A 22,562-nucleotide genomic window follows, 5' to 3' on the forward strand; every position below is an offset into this window, starting at 1 on the left:
ACCTAAAAGTAAACGCTTCATATGTCAACAGCGCAACGCAGCATCTTGTGCTTAATAGCGATGTCGCCGCTCCGATATGGCGCTTGCAACAGTTCAGCGCCGTGCTTGCATCCGGGGTGGACAATAGTTGAAAATGAGAAGCATTAACCAACTGCAACCGGGATGCATTTCTGTGAAACTCTCCGCTTTATGGCGCACCGCCGCGCTGATCGCTGGCTTCAGCGTTTTAGGACTCTCCTCAGCGCAGGCCGCCGACTGGCCGCGCCAGATCACCGATAGCCATGGCGTACACACGCTGGAACAAAAACCCACGCGTATTGTATCCACCAGCGTCACCCTCACCGGCTCGCTGCTGGCCATTGACGCACCGGTGATCGCCAGCGGCGCCACCACCCCCAATAACCGGGTAGCCGATGCTCAGGGTTTCCTGCGCCAATGGGGCGACGTCGCCAAAGCCCGTAAAGTGACCCGTCTGTATATCGGTGAACCCAGCGCTGAAGCGGTGGCTGCACAGATGCCAGATTTGATTCTGATTAGCGCCACCGGCGGCGACTCGGCGCTGGCGCTGTACGATCAGCTCTCCACAATCGCCCCCACGCTTATCATCAACTACGACGATAAAAGCTGGCAGGCGCTGCTGACCCAACTGGGCGGGATTACCGGCAATGAGCAGCAGGCGGCGGCGCGTATTGCCGAATTTGATAAACAGCTGGCGACGGTGAAGCAGCAAATTAAACTGCCGCCGCAGCCGGTCAGCGCGCTGGTGTACACCGCAGCAGCCCATAGCGCTAACCTGTGGACCAGCGAATCCGCGCAGGGGCAGTTCCTGCAGCAGCTCGGCTTTACTCTCGCGACGTTGCCGCCTGGCCTGCATGCCAGCCAGAGTCAGGGCAAACGCCACGACATCATCCAGCTTGGCGGTGAGAGCCTGGCTTCCGGCCTGAACGGCGAAAGCCTGTTTCTGTTTGCCGGCGACGAAAAAGACGCCGACGCGATTTACGCCAACCCGCTGCTGGCGCATCTTCCGGCCGTCAAAAATAAACACGTTTATGCGCTGGGCAGCGAGACGTTCCGCCTTGATTACTACAGTGCAACGCGGGTGTTAGCGCGCCTGGCGGCGCTGTTTGGCTAAACGCCACTCCGGCATCATCATCCGATGCCGGATTTTACCTCATCAACATCACGCCAAACCTCATCGCTCCTGATGTTGTGTTGTGATTAGCCATTGTCATTACGCTACCGGATTATTTGCTCACGCCACTTACGGCGACGCCTTTACACCGAGAGGAGATGAACATGGCGAAGAGTAAATTGATCCAAAACGATACACTGACCGAAACCAGTAATGCGGCCGATGGTTTTTACCCCGCAACCGAAGACAGCATGCTGAGCTACACCTCCGCGCGTGTGGCAAAACCGGTCTATAACGAATACAGCGCCAACGCGGCCAAACCGAAAGTCTTCGGCTACTTCACCGACTGGTCTCAGTATGATTCTCGTCTGCAGTCAATTGATACGCCCCTGGAGCGTGGCCGTGGCTATGATGTCACCAACGTCTCCCCGCTGGCCTATGACAAAATCATCGCGGGTTTTATCGGTATCGTCGGTTTTCATAAAATGGACGGTCAGGAGCGTGATGTTGTGGCGGAAGCCGCGGAACTGTGCGGCAAAGTGAAATACGAACCGACCTTCCTCGACCCATGGGGCGATTTCCAGAGCTACATCAACGTGGGCTATGATGTGAGCGGTTGGGACGTTGACCCGAAAACCGTGACCCAGGCTAATACCAAAGGCTTCCTCGGCGCGCTGCGCGACCTGCAGGCCAAAGCAAAAGCGCTGGGCCATAACCTTGAGCTCTCCATGAGCATCGGCGGCTGGACCATGAGCAACGGCTTCCATGAAACCGCCGCCAGCGATGCCTCGCGTAAAATCTTCGCCAAAGGTCTGGTGAAGCTGTTCAAGCAGTTCCCGATGTTCAGCGGCGTCGATCTCGACTGGGAATACCCGAACGTTGAAGCGGCTGGCAACCCGTACGGCGAAGAAGACGGCGCGAACTTTGCGCTGCTGATTGCCGAAGTTCGCAAGCAGCTGGATGCCGCTAACCGCAAAGACGTCAAAATTTCGATTGCGGCTTCCGCCGTCATTGAAAAACTGCAGTTTATCGACCTCAACACGATGATGAATGCCGGTATGGATTACATTAACGTCATGAGCTACGACTTCTTCGGCACCCCGTGGGCGGAAACGCTGGCGCACCACACTAACCTGAAGGCCACCACGCCGGGCGGCTGGTCAGTGGAAACCATCGTTGACTATCTGCTGGAGCAAGGCTTCCCGGCTGAACGTATCAACATCGGCTACGCAGGCTACACCCGAAACAGCCGGAATACCGAAATCACCAGTTTCTCACCGCTGGAAGGCTCCTACATGCCTGGCGGCGGCACCACGACCGGCACCTTTGAGTCCGGCACCAGCGAATGGTACGACGTGATGTACAACTACCTGGATCTGGAAAACCAGAAAGGTCGCAACGGCTTCAACGTCTATACCGACCAGGTTTCCAACGCGGATTATCTGTATAACCCGCAGTCCAAACTGTTTATGTCTCTGGATACCCCGCGCACCATTAAAGCCAAGGGCGAATATGCGGCAAAATTGGGACTAGGCGGCGTCTTTACCTGGACGGTGGACCATGATAACGGCGTGCTGGTTAACGCTGTACGCGAAGGTCTGGGTTATGAAATCAGCAAGCAAGTCATCGACATGGAACCGTTCTATTTCGAAGGCATCAACATCACTCAAGCGGATGAAGAAGCGCAGGACACACCGGTAAAACCGGAAATCAACCATGCGCCAAACGCGCTGATTGAACTGATGATCGTCGGCGGCTCGCGCATTCGTCTCTCCGGCGCAAAATCCTCTGATGAAGATAGCGACATGCTGAGCTACAGCTGGGGTGTACCGGCGGATATTGTTGTCGATGATAAAACTACGGCTGACATTGAGTTTGATGTCCCCAAAGTGGAAACGGAGACAACATACACCTTCACGCTGTTTGTGCGTGATATCTGGGGCGAACCATCCAGCCAGCAGCGCTTTATCCTCTCGGTCGTTCCCGCGCCGTCAAAAGCACAGCCTGACGAAGAAGAAGAGGACGATGCCGGGTACGATTCTGACGATGATAACGCGGAGACGGACGAGACGCCGGAAGAGAAGATCGATGCCGATGAAAATGCGCCGTACCCGTGGTGGGACGCCAGTACCATTTATGGCGCAACCTGGGGCGCTTTCGAAACCGTGAGCTGGAAAGGACATAACTATCAGGTCAAGTGGTGGTGCTGCGGTCAGCAGCCGGATCTTAACTGTTCGCAGGGCGACGTCTGGATCGACCTTGGCGCTTATTAACGCTAACCAGCATGATAGCGGGCTCCGGAGCAATCCGGAGCCTTTACGCTTATGTTTTTTCTGCCGGGAGTGGTCGCTGGAAACAACGCAGTTCCCTCAACAATCCCAGTAGCATCACCCCAACAATCGCCAGCCCCCAGCCGCTTACGCTTGCCGACGCCACCGGCGTCAACACCGCCCCCAACCCGCCGAGCAGCGCCGCGCCAATCGCGTCGCCAGTGACGTTCTGCGCAGTCCACAGCCCGTTAATCCGCCCCAGCATCGCCTCCGGCGTCTGGGTCTGAATCAAGGTATATTGCAGCAGCGAGCTGATCGCGCTCAGCCAGCCGAACAACGCCAGGCATACGAAGCCCAGTGTCCAGTGCGGCATCATGGCGAACAGGCCAATGGCGACAAATGCGCCGACGGTAGCCAACAGCATGATCCAGCCGGGTCGCTCGTTCTGCGCCAGCCTGCCGCTGGTTAACGCGCCGAAGGCCGCCCCCAGCGGGATCGCCGCGTACAACAAGCCAATCTGCGCTGCCGACATCTGCCAGCCCAGCGCCAGCGCCGGATAAAGCACGCGTACCGCGCTCGCCATGGTGAGCAACCCGCCCAGCAGCGCGATGCCGCCAATCAGCGGGCTACCGAGCAAGAAGCGGAACCCGGCCGCCAGCGACGACAATGGATGTTCGCGCGGTTGCGGTGGCGGTGGCAACTGCGGTAAACGCAGCAGCGTCAGCGTGGTGATAAAGGTGCCGAGCGCCGCCAGCAGGTAGTTCCACGACACGCCGCCGGAAGCCAGCAGCAGGCCGCCAACCATCGGCGAAATCACCGAGCCCAGGCGCACCGTCAGCATGGTAATCGCCCCGGCCTGCATCAGGTTTTCGCGCCCCACCAGCGCAGGCGTTGCCGCCAGCAGCGCCGTAACGCCAAGCGAGGCAAAGAAACCATCCCACAGCCCCAGCAGGTAGATAACCAATAGCGACGGCTCCGGCAGCAGCGCGTTTAGCCACAGGCCGATAAAACCGACGCCGCAGGTGCCGCGCGCCAGCAAAATCAGTTTGCGGCGCTCATAGCGGTCAGCCAGCACGCCCCCCACCATCAGCCCAACGAACATCGCCCCGCCGGTGAGCGTCACCGACAGCCCCACCTGCCAGGTGGAGTGGGTCATCATCTGGATTTGCACCGGAACGGCGACCCCAAGCAGGCCAAGCGACAAAATGGAGATAAAGCGGGCAATAAAGACGGCGCGGAAGGCCGGATGTGTTTTTAGCAGGCTCAGATTCAGCAGCCAGGATTGTCGGTTCATTACAAGACCTTGAGCTTTTTTTTCGTACCCTTTTCGAGGTCGCTCATGCTAACATAAACGAATAAGATAGATAACGATAATCACTATCATTATCAAATCAGGGATGTTGCTATGTCGTTTTCCACCGCCGCGTTGCGCGCCGTTGCGCTGCCCGGTCTGCTATTGCTGCTGGTTCTCGCTGCGACGCTAAGCTTGTTGATCGGCGCGACGCCACTGCCGGTTTCCGTTGTCGTCGATGCGCTGAGCGGCACCTGCCGCAGCGCCGATTGCACTATCGTTCTCGATGCCCGTCTGCCGCGCACCCTCGCCGGCCTGCTGGCCGGTGGCGCGCTGGGCCTTGCCGGCGCGCTCATGCAAACCCTCACCCGCAACCCGCTGGCCGACCCCGGCATTCTTGGCGTTAACGCCGGCGCCAGCTTTGCCATCGTGCTGGGCGCGGCGCTGCTGGGTATTACCTCGCCACAGGAGCAGCTGGCGATGGCCTTTTGCGGCGCGCTGGCGGCGTCACTGATCGTGGCGTTCACCGGTAGCCAGGGCGGCGGCCAGCTCAGCCCGGTACGCTTAACGCTGGCGGGCGTTGCGCTGGCTGCGGTGCTGGAAGGGTTCTCCAGCGGTATCGCCCTGCTCAATCAGGACGTCTACGATCAGCTTCGCTTCTGGCAGGCCGGTTCACTGGATATCCGTACGCTGCAAACGCTCAAAACGGTGCTGATTCCGGTGCTGGTTGCCGGCGCGGTGGCGCTGATGATGAGCCGCTCGCTGAACAGTTTGAGCCTGGGCACCGATACCGCCACCGCGCTCGGCAGTAAAGTGGCGCGCACGCAAATTCTGGGGCTGCTGGTGATTACCATCCTCTGCGCCAGCGCGACCTCGGTGGTCGGCCCTATCGCCTTTATCGGTTTGATGATGCCGCATATCGCCCGCTGGCTGGTGGGCTCGGATCACCGCTGGTCGCTGCCGGTCACCCTGCTGGCGACGCCATCGCTGCTGCTGTTCGCCGATATTGCGGGCCGCCTGCTGGTTCCCGGCGAACTGCGCGTGTCGGTGGTCAGCGCTTTTATCGGCGCGCCGGTGCTGATTTTCCTCGTCCGCCGTAAATCTTCCGGAGGTGGCCGATGAACGCCCCTTCCCGTCGTCTGCTCGCCAGCTGCCTGCTGCTGGTCATTGGCTGTTTACTGCTAACGCTCCTGAGTCTACGCAGCGGCGCAGTGACGCTGGAATTTTCCCAAGTCTTCAGCGCGTTATTCGGCGACGCGCCGCGCGCCGTCGCCATGGTGGTGACCGAATGGCGTCTACCGCGCGTACTGATGGCGCTGTTGATCGGCGCCGCGCTGGGCGTCAGCGGCGCGATTTTTCAGTCGTTGATGCGTAACCCGCTGGGTAGCCCGGACGTAATGGGCTTTAACACCGGGGCATGGAGCGGCGTACTGGTAGCGCTGGTCTTCTTCGGCCAGAACCTGACCACCATTACCCTCGCCGCGATGGCAGGCGGCATTGCCACCTCGCTGCTGGTGTGGGCGCTGGCGTGGCGCAATGGTATCGAAACCTTCCGCCTGATTATTATCGGCATCGGCATCCGCGCGATGCTGATGGCCTTCAACACCTGGCTGCTGCTGCGCGCCTCGCTGGAAACCGCCGTCTCTGCGGGGCTGTGGTTTGCCGGGTCGCTCAACGGCCTGACCTGGGCCAAAATCTGGCCCGCCGCACCGCTGATGATTGTCGCGCTGGCCTGTGCGGCACTGCTGGTGCGCCGCCTGCGTCTGCTGGAGATGGGCGATGACAGCGCCTGCGCGTTGGGGGTGCGTGTCGAATATTCTCGCCTGCTGCTGATGCTGGTCGCCGTGGTGCTCACTGCCGCCGCCACCGCGCTGGCCGGGCCGATTTCCTTTATTGCGCTGGTCGCTCCGCATATCGCCCGCCGCCTGAGCGGCACCGTACGCTGGGGGCTGACTCAGGCCGCGCTCTGTGGGGCGCTGCTGCTCACCGCCGCCGATTTCTGCGCACAACAACTGTTCTTGCCTTACCAGCTTCAGGTGGGCGTGGTGACCGTCAGTCTTGGCGGTATCTATCTCATCGTGCTGCTTATTCAGGAGTCTCGTAAAAAATGACCGACACCGTCGCCCGTCTGCGCGGCGAGGCGTTAACCCTCGCCTACGGTAAAAAAACCATCGCCGAGTCGCTGAATGTCACCATTCCGGACGGTCATTTCACCGCCATTATCGGCCCTAACGGCTGCGGTAAATCGACGCTGCTGCGCACGCTCAGCCGCCTGATGACGCCGACTCACGGTCACGTCTATCTCGACGGCGAAGAGATTCAGCGCTATGCCAGTAAAGAGGTGGCGCGACGTATCGGTCTGCTGGCGCAAAACGCCACCACGCCCAGCGATATTTCAGTACAGGAACTGGTAGCGCGAGGGCGCTATCCGCACCAGCCGCTATTTACCCGCTGGCGTCAGGAAGATGAGGATGCCGTCCAGCGCGCGATGCAGGCGACCGGGATCGTTGAACTGGCGAATCAGAGCGTGGACACCCTCTCCGGCGGCCAGCGTCAGCGTGCATGGATTGCGATGGTGCTGGCGCAGGATACCGCCATCATGCTGCTCGACGAGCCGACGACCTGGTTGGATATCAGCCATCAAATTGATTTGCTGGAATTGTTAAGCGAGCTAAACCGCGAACGCGGTTTTACGCTCGCTGCCGTGCTGCATGATTTAAACCAGGCATGCCGCTACGCTACGCACCTGATTGCGCTGCGCGAAGGGAAAATCGTCGCCGAAGGCGCGCCGCAAGAAATTGTGACGGCGGAATTGATTGAAGCGGTGTACGGGCTACGCTGCATGATCATTGACGATCCGGTGGCCCATACGCCGCTGGTGGTGCCGCTGGGGCGGCGATAGCGCTTACTCCCTCTCCCTTTCAGGGAGAGGGCCGGGGTGAGGGTACATCGCGCACATTTCCCCTCACCCTAACCCTCTCCCCAAAGGGGCGAGGGGATCAAACCGAACGCGCTTTCCGGACAGAGAAAAACCGAATCCCTACCCCAATATCTCCCGGATCACCGGCCCTATCGTCTCAAACGCCGCGGGCGTGATGATATCCACGTGCGCGCAGTCCTGGCTGTAAACCTCCAGTTCCCCCACCCATGGCCCCCATGCCGTCTGCGGGTCCGCCTGCCGGGTTTTCTCCGCCACAAACAGCGTCGCTTTCCCGTCGAACGTGGCGCTGTGCGCGGTGGTCAGCAGCCGTACCGCATCGGCATAGTTGCCTTCAATCGCGCTGAACAGCGCGCTGGACCCTTGCCCCTGCTGCGCGGCGAGAAATGCTTCGCGTTCGCGGTTTATCTCCGCCAATACAGCCGGGTCGAGGCCGTTAGCCTCTTTTTCCGCCCAGTTTTGTGTCTCCGGCGGCCAGGTATCCAGCAGGCCGAGGAACGCCACCGTTTCACCGCGCTGGCGTAACCGGGCGGCGATGCCCTGCGCCAGCGTCCCACCGAGGGAATAGCCCAGCAGATAGTACGGCCCGTGTGGCTGCTGTGCCAAAAGCGTCGCCAGATGCTGCTCGCAGACTTCGTCCAGCGTCTGCGCCGTTTGCATTGGCCCTTCCGGGCGCGGCGACTGAATGCCGGTGATTGACCAGCGCGGCGACAGATAGCGCGACAGCACGCTGAACTGCCAGGCGAAGCCCGATGCCGGATGGAAACAGTACAACGTCGGACCGTCGCCAGTGCGCAGCGGCAGCAGCGGCTCATAGCCCAGACGCATTACCTGCTCCTCATCGTCGCTCTCCAGCAACGCACTCAGTTTAGCCACCGTCGAGGAGACCATCACCTGCCCCGGCGTCACCTGACGCCCGCTACGCTGGCTGAGTATTGCCGCCAGACGCATCGCCAGCAGCGAGTGTCCGCCGAGGGCGAAGAAGTCGGCGTCGATATCCTGGATCTCACAGCCTAACAGCTGGCTGAACGCCTCGGCCACCTGCGTCTCTGTCGCCGACTGCGGCGCACGCCCGGCGGTTTTCTGCGTCAGCGACGGCAACGGCAGCGCCTTGCGATCCAACTTACCGTTGGCGCTGAGCGGCAGCGCGCTAAGCTGCAGCAACACCACCGGCACCATATGCGGCGGCAGACGATCGCGCAATTGCGCCAGCAGCGCATCGGTATCCAGCGGCAGACCCGAAGTCGAGACCACATAGCCCACCAGTTGACGCGCATCGCCGCCGGTGGCAGCGGCCTGGTTAATAACGCAGGCGTGAGTGACCGCTTGCTCCACGTCTTCCAGCGTCTGCATCACCCGATCGATTTCACCCAGCTCAATGCGCTGGCCGCGAATTTTCAGCTGATCGTCGCTGCGGCCTAAATACTCCACCGCACCGTTATCCAGCCAACGCGCCACATCGCCGGTGCGATACATCCGCTCGCCGGGAGCAAACGGGTCGGCGATAAAGCGGCTGGCGGTCAGGTCCGGACGCCCCAGATAGCCCTGCGCCAGTTGAATGCCGGTGAGATAGAGATCGCCCGCGACGCCAAACGGCACCGGGCGCATCATCGCATCGAGGATGCGCAGCCCGGTATTCCATACCGGGAAACCAATCGGCACGCTGTTGCCCGTTACCGCCGCCAGCGCTTCGCCATAGGCCGGGTACCAGCTCACATCAACGGCGGCTTCCGTCGGCCCATAAAGGTTGTGCAGCGGCACGTGAGTGAGCACTTCCCATTCCCGGCACAGCGCGGTCGGCAGCGCTTCACCGCTGCAAAAGACCCGTTGCAGCGAACAGCAGCTGGCCGCCGTTTCCGGCGTCAGTGAGGCGACAAACGCCGCCAGCATCGACGGCACGAAGTGGGTCGTGGTGATGCCATATTGCGCAAAGAAGCGCTGCATCGCTAGCGGGTCACGGTGCGCCTCCGGCTCGGCCATCACCAGGCTCGCCCCGGCGATAAACGGCCACCAGAACTCCCACACCGAGACATCAAAACTGCACGGCGTTTTCTGCGCCACCACGTCGGCGGCGGTCAGCGGATAGTGGTTCTGCATCCACAGCAGGCGGTTAACAATCGCCTCATGACCCACCATGACCCCTTTCGGGCGGCCGGTCGAGCCAGAGGTAAAGATGATATAAGCAGTCTGTTCCGGCGTCGCCAGCGCTAATGGCTGGTCATCGCTCGTCGCCAGCGGCGCGTTCAGGCACAGGCTGGCGATATTCGGGAAACGGTGTAACTGATCGTCGGCGGTGATCAGCAGCGATGGCCGCGCGTCTTCCAGCATCATCTGCAGGCGGTCGTCGGGGTAACCGGTGTCCAGCGGCAGCCAGGCGGCTCCGGCCTCAACGATGGCATGCAGCGCCAGCGTCAGGAAGACGGAACGCGGTAACGCCACGGCCACACTGTCGCCGGGCTTCACGCCGCACTGACGCAACACGTTTGCCAGCGCCACTACCTGCTGGCGCATTTCGCGGTAGGTAAAGCGGTAATGGGCGTCAACCAGCGCCACGGCATCCGGCGTTTTTGCCGCCTGAGCGGCAACCAGCGAACTCAGCGTTTCACGCGGCAGCGTTTTACCCGTAGCGTTAATCTGCGCCAGACGATGATATTCATCACCGGAAAGCAGCTCGGCGTCGGCACAGCTTAAGGCTGGATTATCAGCAAACTGCTGCAATAATGCGGTTAAACGCGCGATATGTTGCTGCAACGTCGCTTTATTATAACGTTGTTGATTCGCCAGCACTTCCAGCGTCAGGCCGCCCTCTTCATCCGGGAACAACGCCAGCTCCAGATCGTTCACCGGCCCGGTCGCCAGCGTATGGGTGATGGCCGTCACGTCGTCGAAAGCCAGACGATAATCGAACATTTTGACGTTAAATACCGGGCCGAACAGCGCTTCATCACCGGCGGCTTTACCCGCATCACGGACAATCTGCTCGGCGTCGTAGCGCTGATGGCGACGCATTTTTTTCAGCTGTGCTGAGAGGCGTATCGCCAGCTCGGCCAGCGTCTCCTGCCCATTGAGGGTGACCGCCAGCGGCAGCACGTTCAGCACCGGGCCGGTGGCGGTTAACGCCGCGGAACCCAGGCGGCGCATAAAAATAAATCCTGCGGCGTATTCGCTGCGCCCGCACAGGCGTCCCAGCCACAGCGCCGTTAGCGCCAGCGCCAGATCGGCTGGCTGGCAGTTCGGCGCAGCTGCGCTCAGGCGGCTAAACGCCCGACGATCGGCGGTCAGCTTTAATCGCCAGATGGCGCTGCTTTGCGCCCGCCCCGGCAGCGGCGCGGGTGAGAGGGAAGCAGGGGACGGCAGCGCTTTTCGCTGTTCGGCCCAGAAGGTTTTATCACGCAAGTACGCGTCGCTATCGCGATAGCGCTGATATTCCTCCACCACTTCCGCAAACGGCGTGAACGCCGGTTCGGGCATCGCGTCACCGCGCTGCCAGGCCTGGTAAATGAGGCTTATCTGGCGGGTAATGGCCGGGAAGCTGAAACCGTCGACCAGCAGGTGGTGATAACGCTGATACCAGAACCAGCGCTTGTCGCCCACCCGGTAAAGGCGGTGGCAAAACAGCGGATTGCCGCTGTCGACGCGGCTGTTTTGCGCCAGGTCGGCCTGCATCCGCGCCAGCGCTTCCTGCGGCGGGTCGTCAAACGTACGTAAATCGTCGATCGGCGGTTCGGCGATAACCAGGCTGTCGTCAACCCACTGCCACACTTCACCGTTATCTTCGCCAAAGCGCAAACGCAGCGTATCGGCCTGCATCATGCCAGCAGCAATCGCCCGCGCCAACAGCTCACCGTCTATTTCACCTTGTAATTCAACGTAATGCGCCACGCTCCAGGCGTTTGGCAGCGTCGAGAGCGCCTCCGCCATCCAGATACCCGGCTGGGCGGCAATCAGCGGTAAACGCGGGCTCATGGGCGGCCTCCGGTGGTGGCAAAATGGTCGGGGGTTAGCGTGGTCCAGTGCGCGCTTAACCAGGCGTTGCACGCCTCAAGCGGCTGCGGTTGGCAGACCACCGTCCAGCCCGCGGGTAGCGTGCACTGCTGAGGCCAAAGGCTGAACTGTCGCTGCGGGTTTTGCAGAAGGTAAAACAGCCCTTGCGCCACATCGAAGGGGTTACTGACTTGCATACCAAACTCCTGTCGTTAATCGCGCTCGCGACCCCATAGGGTCATCAACCCGGCGGTCAGCCCGCCGCGCCAGCAAAGCGCATCATGTCCGCCGTCAACCTGACGCCAGAAAATCGGCAGCTGCGTGTGCTGTAATTGGGCAAAAAGCGCCTGATTGGCGCGAAAAATGAGCGGCTCACGAACACCGGCTTCGAGCACGATGCGTAACCCTTGAGGCTGAACTTCGCCGCGCTGAAGCTGTTCCAGAATCAGGCCGCTCTGGTGTCCTCCGCGGTGCGGCCACCAGTAAGAACCGGACTGGCTTAGCACGCAGCCAAATCGCGCCGGCCAGTGTAAGGCGGCGTACAGCGCCGACAGGCCGCCAAAACTCTGGCCAGCCACCACGGTGCGATCGGCACGTTCGCTGAAGGACGCAATCGCCTGCACCTGCGGTAGCAGCTCTTGCTGTACCGCCAGCCAGAAGTCAGGGTTACACGGCAGCTCGATGCTGCGATGGGCGTTGTCGATGACATCAATCAACAGGTACACCGCCGGAGGCAGTTTGCCTTCGTCGGTTAACGCGGTCAGCGCGGGCCATACCGGCATACTTTCAGCCCAGAACTGGCCGTCAAGCAGCATCGCCAGCGGACGCTCTTCGTCGCCCGCATCGCCGGTGGAAAAAATCCATGCCCGGCGCCGGTTACCCAGCCGTTCGCTGTGCCAGGTGATGCACTGCGGCGGGTTCCAGCGCGCAGCGGGCGTTGACCAGCCAGGCTGCTCCGGTGCCTGCGGCATCTCCAGTGCCGACACCGCGTGCCCGCGCCCGCCCTTCCAGCTCTGCGGATTGAGCGGGTCGGCGATCGCCTGCGGCAGCACCTTGCGCCAGCCTTCACGCAGCAGCATGCGGTCCGGTTCGGGTGTCGTGAAAATATCCGGGGAAAAATCATCTTCACGCGCAGACGGCGCGAAGCAGTAGCTGCCGCGCCAGGTCGGCGGCAGCGAGGTGGTCCAGCACCACGCATCGGTGTGGTCAATGCGTCGCAGGGTTTGCGGCACAGAATTGTGGTGGTGATCGGTGACGCCGGTAATGTAAATCCACACCCGCCGAATCGGCGAAGTAGCCTCGCCTCCCGCCGGATCGCGCCACCAGAACGTCACCTGACATTCACCGTTAACACATTGATACGTTGGCCCTTTTATCGTCGCCCACCAGGCATCACTTCCTGTCGCTAACTTCCCCACCACGTTAACCCCATGTTTATTGTGGAATTTATTGTTACAGACTAAAATTTATTGATAATATTATTGATAACTATTTGCATTTGCAATAGCGTATTGGCGCGCAACTTTCACATGCTTTACGCATATAACCATGCCGGGGCTTGCCCTTTGGGACGGAGCTGTACGAGCCCCCGGCGACGAAAAGCAGGATACAAAATGAATAATAAAATCAAATCCCTGACCTTCCTGGTCAATTTGGGTATCTATGGCATGGCCGCTCCGGCCTTCGCCGCAGAAACAGACAGCAGCAAAACCGACGTCAATGGCGAAACCATGGTGGTAACCGCCGCCGAGCAGAACCTGCAGGCACCGGGCGTTTCCACCATCACCGCCGATGAAATCCGCAAACGCCCGCCGGCGCGCGATGTTTCTGAGATCATCCGCACCATGCCTGGCGTGAACCTGACCGGAAACTCCACCAGCGGCCAGCGCGGTAACAACCGTCAGATCGACATTCGCGGCATGGGTCCGGAAAACACCCTGATTCTGGTCGACGGTAAGCCGGTGACCAGCCGTAACTCCATCCGTCTGGGCTGGCGCGGCGAGCGTGATACCCGTGGTGATACCAGTTGGGTACCACCGGAAATGATTGAGCGCATTGATGTTATTCGCGGCCCTGCGGCGGCACGCTATGGCAACGGCGCGGCGGGCGGCGTGGTGAATATCATCACCAAAAAGACCGAAAATGAATGGCACGGCTCCTGGAACGCCTACATGAATGCGCCGGAGCATAAAGACGAAGGTTCAACCAAGCGTACCGACTTCAGTCTGACCGGCCCGCTGGGCGATGCCTTCAGCTTCCGTCTGTACGGTAATCTCGACAAAACGCAGGCCGACGCCTGGGATATCAACCAGGGCCACCAGTCCGAGCGTACCGGTATCTATCAGGATACCCTGCCTGCGGGTCGTGAAGGCGTTGAAAATAAAAACATTAACGGTCTGGTGCGCTGGGACTTTGCGCCCATGCAGTCGCTGGAATTTGAAGCAGGCTACAGCCGTCAGGGGAACCTCTACGCGGGCGATACCCAGAACACCAACACTAACGATCTGGTAAAAGAGAACTACGGTAAAGAGACTAACCGTCTCTACCGCAATACCTACTCCGTCACCTGGAACGGCGGCTGGGATAACGGCATTACGACCAGCAACTGGGCGCAGTACGAACACACCCGAAACTCCCGTAAAGGCGAAGGTCTGGCCGGGGGTACCGAAGGGATCTTCAGCAGCAACCAGTTCTCTGACATTGATTTGTCGGATGTGATGCTGCACAGCGAAATCAACCTGCCGTTCGATTACCTGGTCAACCAGAACCTGACCCTCGGGACCGAGTGGAACCAGCAGCGTATGAAGGATAACGCTTCTAACACCCAAACCTTTATGGGTGGCGATATTCCGGGTTACAGCAGCACCGATCGCAGCCCGTATTCAGAGGCCAAAATCTTCTCGTTGTTTGCCGAAAACAACATGGAACTGACCGACACGACCATGCTGACCCCGGCGCTGCGTTTCGATCATCACAGCATCGTGGGCGACAACTGGAGCCCGTCGTTAAACCTGTCGCAGGGATTGTTGGACGACTTTACCCTGAAAATGGGTATTGCCCGTGCCTATAAAGCGCCGAGCCTGTATCAGACAAACCCGAACTACATTCTGTACAGCAAAGGCCAGGGCTGCTACGCCAGCAAGGCCGGCTGCTATCTGCAGGGTAATGACGATCTGAAAGCCGAGACCAGCATCAACAAAGAAATTGGTCTCGAATTCAAACGTGATGGTTGGTTGGCCGGTGCCACCTGGTTCCGCAACGACTATCGCAACAAGATTGAAGCCGGCTATTCTCCGGTTTACACCAACGGCACAGGCACCGATGTCTACAAATGGGAAAACGTCCCGAAAGCCGTAGTGGAAGGTCTGGAAGGTACGTTAAACGTGCCGGTTAGCGAGACGGTGAACTGGACCAACAACATCACCTATATGCTGCAAAGCAAAAATAAAACCACCGGCGATCGTCTGTCTATTATCCCGGAATACACGCTGAACTCGACGCTGAGCTGGCAGATTCAGCAGGACGTGTCCGTTCAGTCGACCTTTACCTGGTACGGCAAGCAGCAGCCGAAGAAGTATAACTACAAAGGTCAGCCGGTCACCGGCAGCGAAACCAACGAAGTCAGCCCGTACAGCATCGTTGGCCTGAGCGCGACCTGGGATGTGAACAAATACGTCAGCCTGACCGGCGGCGTGGACAACATCTTCGACAAACGCCACTGGCGCGCGGGTAACGCCCAGACCACCGGCGGCACGACGGGTTATATGTACGGTGCCGGCGCGGAGACCTACAACGAATCCGGCCGTACCTGGTACATGGGAATTAACACCCACTTCTGATTGTTTGCACTCCCCTCTCCCACGCGGGAGAGGGTTTTTCAGGAGCCGCATGAAGACACATCACAGTACCCTTCACACCTTACAGCGTATCGATTTTGACCCCGACAGCTTCACCCCTGGTGATTTACTGTGGCTGCCCCATCACGCGAAGCTTGCCCGCTCGGGGAAAAAACGCCAGACCGAGCACCTCGCCGGACGGATTGCCGCCGTGCATGCGCTGCGCGCATTCGGTGAAAAATCGGTGCCGGGAATCGGCAAGAACCGTCAGCCGATTTGGCCTGAGGGTCTGTACGGCAGCATCAGCCACTGCGGTAACACAGCCATCGCCATCGTCGCTCGTAGCCCGGTTGGTATTGATATTGAAGCGGTCTTTTCGCCTCAGCTTGCCGATGAGCTGGCGAGCCATATTGCCAGCGAAGAGGAACTTGCCGTCCTGCGCCACAGCACGCTGCCCTTCCCGTTGGCGTTGACGCTGGCGTTCTCGGCCAAGGAGAGTCTGTACAAAGCGTTCTCCTTACAGTGCCCCGAACTTCAGGGTTTTCATGATGCCGTTACCATCAGTCTTAACGCGGAAACACTCGCCGTTGAGCTTCCCGCCCTTTCCCTCACTGCGTCACTACGCTGGCACGCCGTTGATGCGCAGCGAATCATCACCCTCTTCTCTCAGCGATAAATATGACCGGAAATCGAAAATAACGAATCAATAACCAGATAAAAACTGATAAACAAAACAAAAAATCAATAAACAGGTCACATATCAGTTTTAATACCTGAAAACATATAGTTTCCTCGCGCAATTACCCCTATGATTCCTCCGAAACATTCACACAAACAATGAAACAATTGTGCGAAATTAAGGAATCCAATGAATACGCAAACACGGACACGGAAAGAAGTGAGCGAAAGCCGACTGATGAGCGGCTTTCTCAATGCCATTGAAAAAGCAGGCAACCGTCTGCCAGAACCGGCGCTGATCTTTTTCTACTTTTTACTGGCGGTCATGGGCCTCTCGGCGGTACTGTCGATGATGACTTTTGACGTGATCAACCCGATGACCCAGGAAGCCGTCAAGGTCAACAACCTGCTCTCCGCCGAAGCGCTGACCAACACGCTGGCCAATATGGTCACCACCTTTACCGGCTTCGCGCCGCTGGGGATTGTGCTGGTCGCCATGCTCGGCGTGGGCGTGGCGGAAAGCTCCGGCTTTATCAACGTAGCGCTGAAAAAGATGCTGCGCGTGACGCCGAAAAAACTGCTGACGCCAATGCTGATTTTCGTCGCCATGTTCAGCCACGTGGCGGCGGATGCGGGCTATGTGCTGGTGATCCCGCTGGGGGCAATTATCTTTATGTCCGCCGGACGCCACCCGCTGGTGGGGATTGCCGCCGCATTCTCCGGCGTGTCCGGCGGTTTCGCCGCCAACATGGTGCCAACCGGTAACGACGCGCTGCTGCAAGGGTTTACTCAGGCCGCGGCCCAGCTGCTCGACAGCACCTACACCGTCAATACCCTGTGTAACCTGATCTTTGGCATCGCCTCGTCTATCGTCATTACGTTGGTCGGCTGGTGGGTCACCGAGCGCATCGTCGAACCGCGCGTCAGCAAAATGACCATTGACGGCGACTTTAAGCACGATGAAGACATGTCCAACGTCACGCCGCAGGAAAGCCGCGCCTTTAACCGCGCGTCGCTGGTGATGCTGCTGGGCCTCGCCGCACTGGCCGCCGCCGCCTGGCCGGAGGGCTCAATGCTGCGCGGGAGCGACGGCTCGCTGACCTCCTATAGCGCGCCGATCATGAAATCTATCGTGCCGCTGATTTTCCTGATCTTCATCCTGCCGGGTATCGTGTACGGCTTTGCCTCCAGCACCTTTAAAACCGGCAAAGACGTCATTGGCGCGATGAACGACTCGATGAGCAAAATGGGCTCATACATGGTGATGGCCTTCTTCTGCGCCATGTTTATCAAAGCGTTCAGCGACTCGAACATCGGCACGCTGGTGGCGTTGGTGGGCGCGGACGGTTTGAAAGCGCTGGCCCTGCCTGGGCAGGCAACCATTATCGGGATGATTGTTCTGACGGCGGTGGTCAACCTGCTGATTGGTTCAGCGTCGGCAAAATGGGCGCTGCTGTCGCCGATTATGGTGCCGATGCTGATGGCGGTAGGGATTTCGCCGGAGCTGACGCAGGCGGCGTTCCGTATCGGTGACTCCTGCACCAACATCATTACGCCGCTGATGGTCTTCTTCCCGCTGATTGTGATCTACTGCCAGCGCTACGTGAAAGGTGCGGGCGTAGGCACGCTGGTCTCGATGATGATGCCGTACTCCATCGCCTTCTTCGTGGCGTGGAGCGCGCTGCTACTGCTGTGGTGGGGACTGGGTCTGCCGTTAGGGATCGCGGCGCCATATACCTGGAGCCCGAGTTAAGCATCAGGTTCAACGCTGCCCCCTCACCCTAACCCTCTCCCCAATGGGGAGAGGGAACCGCTTGTAGCCCGAACGAGGCTACACGGCTAAATGGGCAAAACGGCCCAGCACATCCTGCAATATCCCCAGCCCTTTTTTCACCTGTTCAGCGCTGATGGTACACGGCGGTACCACGTGAATGCGGTTTTCCACCACGAAACTCAGCAGCCCCGCTTCGGTTAACGCACCTTTAATCTCCGCCATGTTCCCCGCCGCCAGCGGCGTTTTCTTCACCCGATCGCTGACCAGTTCCAGCGCCTGGAAGACGCCACGACCGCGAACGTCGCCCACCAGCGGCGAGCGCTCCGCCAGCGCCTCCAGCCCCTGGCGCAGCACGCCGTTGCCGATCAGCGCCGCGTTTTCCACAATCCCTTCGTCTTTCATCGCGTCCAGCGTCGCCACGATCGCCGCCATCGCCAGCGGGTGGCCGGAGTAGGTCAAGCCACCAGCAAAGAAGCGATCGTCAAAATAGTGGGCGATCCGATCGCTGATGATCACCCCGCCTGCTGGTACGTATCCGGCGTTCACCCCTTTAGCAAAGGTGATCAGATCCGGCACGATGCCGTCCTGCTCGAAGGCAAACCAGCTGCCGGTGCGGCCAAATCCCGCCATCACTTCGTCAAGAATCAGGATGATGTTGAACTCGTCCGCCAGCGCACGAACGCCTTTCATATAGCCTTCCGGCGGCACCAGAATGCCCGCCGTACCCGGAATCGACTCCAGCAAAATGGCCGCGATAGAGGATGGGCCTTCGCACTCGATCATCCGCCGCAGATGGGCCAGCGCGCGGCGGCACTCTTCCTGCTCGCTGGTGGCGTTAAATTCGCTGCGGTACAGATACGGGTTAAAGAAGTGAACGTGGCCGCGCGAATATTCGTTCGGCACCCGACGCCAGTCGCCGGTGGCAGCAATCGCGCTGCCGGTGTTGCCGTGATAGGAGCGGTAGGCCGACAGCACTTTGTCACGTCCGGTATACATGCGCGCCATGCGGATGGCGTTCTCGTTAGCGTCGGCTCCGGCGTTGGTGAAGAACACTTTGCTAAACCCTTCCGGCGCGAGGCCAATAATACGCTTCGCCGCCTCGCCGCGCGCCAGGTTGGCGGTTGCGGGCGCAATCGTCACCAGCGTCTCCAGTTGCTCCTTCATCGCCGCCAGCACGCGGGGGTGCTGATAGCCCAGGTTAACGTTTACCAACTGGCTGCTGAAATCCAGATAGGTTTTACCGTCGTAATCCCACAGCTCACAGCCTTTTGCCCCGGCAATCACCAGCGGGTTGAGATTGCCCTGCATTGACCAGGAATGAAAAACATACTCTCTGTCCAGTTGGCGGACGGCCTGATTGTTTAACTCTGTCATCGTCGTTCCTCGCATAGCGTTGGCGTTGATTCATCATGTCGTCGACAGAAAAAAAAGTGATAGAGCCAGTGTAGACCGACGGCTGTGACAACGTGTCACATCGCCGCGCCGCGACTGTCTCTCGGCAGGTCGCGCCGGGGTTTTTATAGTGTTCGGAACAACCTGCACAGGAGAGCACAATGCAACAACGTAACGTGGTGTTTATTACCGGGGCGACCTCCGGCTTTGGGCAAGCGGCAGCGCACGTGTTTGCGCGGGCGGGCTGGGCGCTGGTATTAAGCGGCCGCCGACTGGCGCGGTTACAGGCGCTACAAAACGAACTGGCATCGCGGGTGCCGGTGCATGTTATCGAACTGGACGTGCGGGATAGCGCGGCGGTGGCGTCAGCCGTCGCCGCCCTGCCGCTCGAATTTGCCGACGTCACCACACTCATCAACAATGCCGGTCTCGCGCTGTCTCCGCAGCCCGCGCAGAAGGTGGATCTCGCGGACTGGCACACCATGATTGATACCAATGTCACCGGGCTGGTCAACGTCACGCACGCGCTGCTGCCCACGCTGGTTCGCCACGGCGCAGGGGCAAGCATTATCAACATTGGTTCGATTGCCGGGCAGTGGCCGTATCCGGGTAGCCATGTGTATGGCGCCAGCAAGGCGTTTGTGAAGCAGTTCAGCTATAACCTGCGCTGTGACCTGTTAGGCACCGGCGTGCGCGTCACCGATCTGGCGCCGGGTATTGCGGAGACGGAGTTTACGCTGGTGCGCACTAAGGGCGACCAGGCGGCATCCGACGCGCTGTATCGCGGTACCACGCCGCTGTCGGCGCTGGATATCGCCGAGCAGATGTTGTACATCGCGACGCTGCCGGATCATATGAATATTAACCGCGTGGAGGTGATGCCGGTGCGTCAGGCCTGGCAGCCGTTTGCCATTGACCGGGATTAGCGCGGTGCACGTTCCCCCTCACCCTAACCCTCTCCCCAATGGGGAGAGGGGACTGTGCGGTGCGGTTTATCGGTTAGTTGCGGGTCTGCAAGGGCCTGGTTTTCCCCCTCTCCCTTACAGGGAGAGGGGACTGTGCGGTGCGGTTTATCGGTTAGTTGCGGGTTTGCAAGGGCCTGGTTTTCTCCCTCTACCTTACAGGGAGAGGGCCGGGGTGAGGGTTTAGCGGCTGCTTTGCAAAAATTGTCGCACACGCTCCGATTTTGGCTGGCTAAAGAAAACTTCAGGCGGCGCCTTCTCAATCAATATCCCCTTCTCCAGAAACACCACTTCATTCGATACCTGACGCGCAAACTCCATTTCATGCGTCACCACCACCATGGTGTAACCTTCCGCCGCCAGCGACTTCATGACGCTGAGTACTTCGTTAACGCGCTCCGGATCCAGCGCTGAAGTGGGTTCATCAAACAGCAGCACCTCCGGCGACATCGCCAGCGAGCGGGCGATGGCCACGCGCTGTTTCTGCCCACCGGAGAGCGTGATGGGGTAGGCATCCGCCTTATGATCCATCCCCACCTTTTTAAGCTGTTGGTCGGCAATCGCGCGCGCTTCCTCGCGCTTCATCCCCTTCACGTGCAGCAGCGCCTCCATCACGTTTTGCTGCACGGTAAGATGCGGCCACAGGTTAAAGCTCTGGAAAACCATCCCCACCCGCTCGCGAATCTTCGACAGATCGCGGTGCGACATCGCTTTCCCGGTCTGTTCATTCACGCCGATGCGCTGGCCGCCGATGCGAATTTCACCGCGGTCCGGCTGTTCCAGCCAGTTCATACAGCGCAGCAGCGTGGATTTCCCCGAACCGGACGAGCCGAGAATACTGACCACCGTCCCCTTCTCCACCGTCAGATTGATGTCGCGCAGCACCTCGACGTTATCAAACTGTTTGGAGACATTTTTGACGCTTACCGCCGTGGTATCAGACATGGCTCATTCCTCTTTTTGCGCTATACACAGTCAACCGTTTCACCAGCAGCTCCAGCACGATACTGATGGCCCAATACAGCGCAATGGCCACAATAAAGGCATTAAACGGAATAAAATAGGTCGCCTGCACGCTATTGGCGGCAGCGGTAATCTCCTGAACGGTAATAATGCTGAGAAACGCGGTATCTTTCAGGCAAATAATGAGCTGATTACCCAGCAGCGGCAGTGCGGAGGAGAAAATATTGGGCATCACGATGCGACGAAAGATCGTGTAGCGAGAGAATCCTTGCACCACAGCGGCTTCAATATAGCCATGGGAAAATACCCGTCTCTGGCTACGCAGAATCTCAAAGAAATAAGCACCATGATAGATAATTAATGCCACTAACCCTGCCGTCCAGGCATCAAGACTCAACCCCAGTTCCGGTAATCCGTAATACAGCAAATAGGCCAGAATCAGGAATGGAATCGCCCGCATCAGGTTTACAAACCCCATAATAACGTTGTTCAAAACCCGCTTCTGGTATTCCGTGACGTAGCACAGGATGGTACCAATCAATAATCCGCAGACGGCGGCGATAATAAACAGTTCCAGTGTCGCCAGTAGGCCGGTAATAAACTTGTCGTGCTCGGCCCAGATAATTGCCCATTGATTCATCAGTCCTCCCGGGCTTAGCGCGCCAGTCGTTTTGCTTTACGTTCCACCAGGCTCTGGAGTTTCAGCAGCAGGCCAATAATCACCACATACAGCAGCCCGGCGGCCAGAATGGGAGAAAGCGGTTCATAGGTGACCGAGGCGATACGGTTAGTGACGCGGGTGAGATCGACCACGCCAATCACCGCAATCGCCGGGCTGCCTTTGATTAAAAAAGACATTTCGTTGACCAGCGCAGGCAGGCTCTCCAGCCACATCTGCGGCAGCATGATGTAGCGAAAATAGGCCCAGCGGCGCATGCCCACCGACTCCGCCGCTTCCCGCTGTTCACGCGGGAAGGTGCGAAAAGCGTTGCGCCAGATTTCCGCGTTAAACGCCGAGGTGTTCAGCGTCAGCGCGACGATGGCGGCGAGCGTTTTATCGAGGTTAATCCCTACCGTCGGCAATGATAAAAACAGAAACAACACCAGCGTCACCAGCGGCGTCGCCCGCGCCAGGCTGATATAGATGACCAGGATCTGGTCTATGACCGGAATTTTCATCATGCGCACAAAGGCGATAACCAGCCCAATCGCTACCCCAAAGGCGATGGCGATGGCGGAAATCCAGAGGGTCGTCCATGCGCCTTCGATCAGTAACTGCCATGCTATTACGTCCATGGTGCCCTCCTGAAGTGAATCGGGTGTCGCTCCCGGCGTCGCGCGG

Annotated in this window: 17 protein-coding genes; 9 read left to right on the top strand and 8 right to left on the bottom strand. The window is 59.3% G+C overall.

Annotation, left to right across the window (positions count from 1 at the left end; genetic code table 11):
* The first annotated feature begins 172 nt into the window (after nt 1–172).
* Both fepB and NNN71_RS10715 read left to right on the top strand, forming a co-directional pair.
* On the top strand, nt 173–1,132 hold the full coding sequence (fepB, locus tag NNN71_RS10710; protein ID WP_163447687.1) for a Fe2+-enterobactin ABC transporter substrate-binding protein: 960 nt from the start codon (nt 173–175) through the stop codon (nt 1,130–1,132).
* Nucleotides 1,133–1,296: 164 nt separating this feature from the next.
* Nucleotides 1,297–3,405 carry a glycosyl hydrolase family 18 protein gene (locus NNN71_RS10715; protein ID WP_271458462.1) on the top strand — a complete coding sequence of 703 codons (2,109 nt, stop codon included), beginning with the start codon at nt 1,297–1,299 and terminating at the stop codon, nt 3,403–3,405.
* Between the two features lie 49 nt (nt 3,406–3,454).
* On the opposite strand, the gene entS is transcribed toward NNN71_RS10715, so the two are convergent.
* On the bottom strand, nt 3,455–4,696 hold the full coding sequence (gene entS / locus NNN71_RS10720) for an enterobactin transporter EntS (protein ID WP_271458463.1): 1,242 nt from the start codon (nt 4,694–4,696) through the stop codon (nt 3,455–3,457).
* Between the two features lie 111 nt (nt 4,697–4,807).
* Between entS and fepD the strand changes: the two genes are divergently transcribed.
* Genes fepD through fepC form a run of 3 tightly spaced genes read left to right on the top strand, consistent with a single transcriptional unit; the run spans nt 4,808 to nt 7,595 of the window.
* A complete protein-coding gene (fepD, locus tag NNN71_RS10725) occupies nt 4,808–5,815 on the top strand; it encodes a Fe(3+)-siderophore ABC transporter permease (RefSeq protein WP_163447690.1) in 1,008 nt (335 codons plus the stop codon).
* Nucleotides 5,812–6,804 carry an iron-enterobactin ABC transporter permease gene (fepG, locus tag NNN71_RS10730; RefSeq protein ID WP_223804091.1) on the top strand — a complete coding sequence of 331 codons (993 nt, stop codon included), beginning with the start codon at nt 5,812–5,814 and terminating at the stop codon, nt 6,802–6,804. The genes fepD and fepG overlap by 4 nt, the downstream gene beginning before the upstream one ends.
* A complete protein-coding gene (fepC, locus tag NNN71_RS10735) occupies nt 6,801–7,595 on the top strand; it encodes an iron-enterobactin ABC transporter ATP-binding protein (protein WP_065355488.1) in 795 nt (264 codons plus the stop codon). Before fepG ends, fepC begins: the two co-directional genes overlap by 4 nt.
* A 138-nt stretch (nt 7,596–7,733) precedes the next feature.
* Here fepC and entF read toward each other — a convergent pair whose 3' ends face one another.
* From entF to fes, 3 genes are read right to left on the bottom strand one after another with little or no spacing between them, the layout of a single operon-like run.
* Nucleotides 7,734–11,597: an enterobactin non-ribosomal peptide synthetase EntF gene (gene entF / locus NNN71_RS10740; protein WP_271458464.1), complete on the bottom strand. Its 3,864-nt coding sequence runs from the start codon at nt 11,595–11,597 to the stop codon at nt 7,734–7,736.
* Complete coding sequence (locus NNN71_RS10745; protein WP_163447694.1) at nt 11,594–11,812, bottom strand: MbtH family protein; 219 nt, start codon at nt 11,810–11,812, stop codon at nt 11,594–11,596. Before NNN71_RS10745 ends, entF begins: the two co-directional genes overlap by 4 nt.
* Before the next feature lie 15 nt (nt 11,813–11,827).
* Nucleotides 11,828–13,033: an enterochelin esterase gene (gene fes / locus NNN71_RS10750; RefSeq protein ID WP_271458476.1), complete on the bottom strand. Its 1,206-nt coding sequence runs from the start codon at nt 13,031–13,033 to the stop codon at nt 11,828–11,830.
* Between the two features lie 195 nt (nt 13,034–13,228).
* Between fes and NNN71_RS10755 the strand changes: the two genes are divergently transcribed.
* The 3 genes from NNN71_RS10755 (at nt 13,229) to NNN71_RS10765 (ending at nt 17,882) form a co-directional block, all read left to right on the top strand.
* On the top strand, nt 13,229–15,454 hold the full coding sequence (locus NNN71_RS10755) for a TonB-dependent siderophore receptor (protein WP_271458465.1): 2,226 nt from the start codon (nt 13,229–13,231) through the stop codon (nt 15,452–15,454).
* A 49-nt stretch (nt 15,455–15,503) separates the two neighbouring features.
* Nucleotides 15,504–16,127, top strand: coding sequence for an enterobactin synthase subunit EntD (gene entD / locus NNN71_RS10760; RefSeq protein WP_271458466.1), 624 nt, complete (start codon nt 15,504–15,506; stop codon nt 16,125–16,127).
* Nucleotides 16,128–16,319: 192 nt separating this feature from the next.
* On the top strand, nt 16,320–17,882 hold the full coding sequence (locus tag NNN71_RS10765) for an AbgT family transporter (RefSeq protein WP_223804087.1): 1,563 nt from the start codon (nt 16,320–16,322) through the stop codon (nt 17,880–17,882).
* A 78-nt stretch (nt 17,883–17,960) separates the two neighbouring features.
* Here NNN71_RS10765 and NNN71_RS10770 read toward each other — a convergent pair whose 3' ends face one another.
* Complete coding sequence (locus NNN71_RS10770; RefSeq protein WP_411908100.1) at nt 17,961–19,277, bottom strand: aspartate aminotransferase family protein; 1,317 nt, start codon at nt 19,275–19,277, stop codon at nt 17,961–17,963.
* Between the two features lie 179 nt (nt 19,278–19,456).
* Between NNN71_RS10770 and NNN71_RS10775 the strand changes: the two genes are divergently transcribed.
* Nucleotides 19,457–20,221, top strand: coding sequence for an SDR family NAD(P)-dependent oxidoreductase (locus NNN71_RS10775; RefSeq protein ID WP_167576430.1), 765 nt, complete (start codon nt 19,457–19,459; stop codon nt 20,219–20,221).
* A 219-nt stretch (nt 20,222–20,440) separates the two neighbouring features.
* Here NNN71_RS10775 and NNN71_RS10780 read toward each other — a convergent pair whose 3' ends face one another.
* The 3 genes from NNN71_RS10780 to NNN71_RS10790 are packed head-to-tail and all read right to left on the bottom strand — an operon-like array spanning nt 20,441 to nt 22,516.
* A complete protein-coding gene (locus tag NNN71_RS10780; protein ID WP_163447700.1) occupies nt 20,441–21,202 on the bottom strand; it encodes an amino acid ABC transporter ATP-binding protein in 762 nt (253 codons plus the stop codon).
* On the bottom strand, nt 21,195–21,860 hold the full coding sequence (locus NNN71_RS10785; RefSeq protein ID WP_271458467.1) for an amino acid ABC transporter permease: 666 nt from the start codon (nt 21,858–21,860) through the stop codon (nt 21,195–21,197). Before NNN71_RS10785 ends, NNN71_RS10780 begins: the two co-directional genes overlap by 8 nt.
* Before the next feature lie 14 nt (nt 21,861–21,874).
* A complete protein-coding gene (locus NNN71_RS10790) occupies nt 21,875–22,516 on the bottom strand; it encodes an amino acid ABC transporter permease (RefSeq protein WP_271458468.1) in 642 nt (213 codons plus the stop codon).
* Between the last annotated feature and the right edge of the window lie 46 nt (nt 22,517–22,562).

The sequence above is a fragment of the Kluyvera sp. Awk 3 genome (assembly GCF_028069715.1).
Classification (GTDB): domain Bacteria; phylum Pseudomonadota; class Gammaproteobacteria; order Enterobacterales; family Enterobacteriaceae; genus Kluyvera; species Kluyvera georgiana_A.